At 37.8% G+C, this 2,686-nt stretch carries 3 protein-coding genes; 2 read left to right on the forward strand and 1 reads right to left on the reverse strand.

All coding sequences use genetic code 11. The features are described from left to right. The first annotated feature begins 132 nt into the window (after positions 1-132). Positions 133-417, forward strand: coding sequence for a DUF427 domain-containing protein (locus CUN59_RS14215; protein WP_104388460.1), 285 nt, complete (start codon positions 133-135; stop codon positions 415-417). A 31-nt stretch (positions 418-448) separates the two neighbouring features. Here CUN59_RS14215 and CUN59_RS22350 read toward each other — a convergent pair whose 3' ends face one another. Further along, positions 449-574 (reverse strand): hypothetical protein, encoded by a 126-nt coding sequence (locus tag CUN59_RS22350; RefSeq protein ID WP_279327307.1) that lies wholly within the window; start codon positions 572-574, stop codon positions 449-451. 303 nt (positions 575-877) lie between these two features. Between CUN59_RS22350 and CUN59_RS14220 the strand changes: the two genes are divergently transcribed. Then, on the forward strand, positions 878-2,320 hold the full coding sequence (locus CUN59_RS14220) for a sensor histidine kinase (RefSeq protein ID WP_104388461.1): 1,443 nt from the start codon (positions 878-880) through the stop codon (positions 2,318-2,320). Positions 2,321-2,686 lie beyond the last annotated feature (366 nt).

Here is a 2,686-nt window from a genome sequence, read left to right on the forward strand (position 1 = left end):
CTGACGTGGTTGGTGAGCTTGCCGAATTACACCCTACTAATATGCCAGTTGCGTAAGCCCCATTTTATCATCACTGGCCATAAAACACCACAAAAGTGTCACAATATAGATTGTTAACTTTTTTAAACTCACATTATGAAAGCAATTTGGAATAGTGCTGTTTTAGCCGAAAGCGATAACACCGTAGTTGTAGAAGGAAATCATTACTTTCCTGCTGACGCTATTAACAAGCAATACTTCACAGATAGCAGCACTCACAGCACTTGTTCTTGGAAAGGAGTCGCTAGTTACTACAGTATTGAAGTTGATGGACAAGTTAACAAAGATGCAGCATGGTACTATCCCAGCACAAAGGAAAAAGCCAAAAATATAGAAGGTTATGTTGCTTTCTGGAAAGGTGTAAAAGTGGAAGCTTAAGATCACATCATCTTTGATCTTGAAAATATAGCTAAGGTACTTTCGTGATGTTTTTGGTGGTAATTAAATGTGCATAACCACCAAACTCTTGTAGAGACAATTCATGAATTGTCCCTACGATAATTTTCACTCCTATGTCTATTGTGTCCAAGACCATAGACTACTAAGGATTTTATTCTCGCAAGGAGTCACTATCTCTATATTCTCTATCACAGAGACTCAGCCGCATCTTTTCTAGGATTGATAATGGGGAATTTTCTTCTTCCTTCTAACTCGATGAGTGGGAGAGGCTTCAACTGCTAATTCCTAACAATATCCGACTTAGAGAGGAAATAGCACCTTAAATGTTCGGTTATACCACTTTCTGCTTTCACACTAATGACTATAATTTCGTACATATAGCGTGCAATGTCTGCTATACCCACCATTAGCTGCCCTGGCAAACAAGAGGTGAAAACCTGTGTACCAATGGATTTTACCAAGTCTCAAGGAAGTTTTATCCGCAAGTCAATCTCATCATGCTGAGTCTTTTCCAGCAAAAGCAGAACAGCAATGGCGTGTGAGTTTGGCCGCTACAGAAAATTTACTGCGGAAAACTTTAGCTACGAATGCACCTGATACTATACAAGGTTTGGTATTAGCTGCACCTGCACCTTTATTTAGTCATCCCCAACTGACACAACAGGTACAAAGGTTAACTTTTACAGCTAAACCTTTTAACCCTTTGGCATTGATGCCATTTGATATGTCCTCAGTAATGGCGCAAAATATCAATCATATAGAAACCATTACTCCCCATAGTCCCACTTGCCAAGAGTCTATTTTACCTTTATTACCTGCTGATCCTCTCGGCGCGGAACAGTTTTGTTTAGTTTTTACAGATAAATTTAGATTAGTTTTGGTTTTGGCTGATAATCAAAATGGCAAAAAAGAGTTTTTATTTTCCTTTGAACCGGAGATAGTTAAACAAGCTTGGCAAGCTTTAGGTGCTAGGATAGTTTTGACTAATCCAGAATTGTTTGCTGATTTAGATATTCAAGTCCAAAATTATCCTTTAGTTGCGCCAGATTACCAAATTATAATTCAATTTAGTCAGTTATTATTGCAAGAATTAACTATTACAGAAAGTAATCCAGTTACTTATAATTCAGTACCATGTCATGCCCCTACTTCACCGCCCAAACCTGCACCTCGGCCTGATGTGGAATTGTTACAAGCTTTTGCCCATGAAGTTCGCACGCCGTTAACAACTATTCGGATGATGACGAGGTTACTATTAAAGCGTCAGGATTTACCTGTAAATGTGATCAGTCGTTTAGAGGTTATTGATCATGAATGTACTGAGCAAATTGATCGGATGGAGTTATTATTTAAAGCGGCAGAATTAGAAAATTTATCACAACCTTCAAAATTTGCTAATTCCCAATTGACACCCATGTGTTTAGATGAGGTTTTACAGCAAAGTATTCCCCGTTGGCAACAGGCAGCAACTCGCCGTAATTTAACTTTAAATGTGGTTTTACCTAAACAACTACCTACTGTAGTGAGTAATCCTGCTATGTTTGATCGGGTACTGACGGGGTTAATGGAAAATTTTACCCGCAGTTTGCCTCCTGGTAGTTGTATTCAAGTGCAAGTTATGACTGCTGGTGATCAGTTAAAATTGCAATTAACACCTCAGTTTGACTGTGAAAATAAAAACTATACGGCCACTCCACCTATTCGTAAATCTTTAGGTCAATTATTAATGTTCCAACCAGAAACGGGGACTATTAGTTTAAATATGTCTGCAACTAAGCATTTATTTCAAGCTATTGGTGGTAAATTGATTGTCCGTCAACGTCCTCAAAATGGGGAGGTTTTGACTATTTTCCTGCCTTTAGAAGTTAGTAGAATTGAATAGAATTTAGGCTATTTTTGATATTTGTGAAATATTGAAAATTAGAGTAGCTACCATAAATCTAACTTCCTCTCGTGAGTATTTTTAGAATTTTTTGTAATTTATATTTTCCCATTATATCATGTCCGCCCAATCACCAATTACCCATTACCAGCCTCAACATATACAGCATATTTTATTCAAATGAGGTACAACCATAATCAAACTTTTGTGGTGCGGGCATCTTGCCCGCAAAATCTGTCCACATACGCGAACGACAAGCTCAGTACAAGTCTTGCCCGCAAACTGCTGTATATGCTAGGAATATATTCGACAGTTTACCTCTGTGAGGACAAAACTTGATAATTTTTGGCAGTAGTTTTTAAAGAA

The organism is Cuspidothrix issatschenkoi CHARLIE-1, assembly GCF_002934005.1.
In the GTDB taxonomy this organism is placed as follows: Bacteria; Cyanobacteriota; Cyanobacteriia; order Cyanobacteriales; family Nostocaceae; genus Cuspidothrix; species Cuspidothrix issatschenkoi.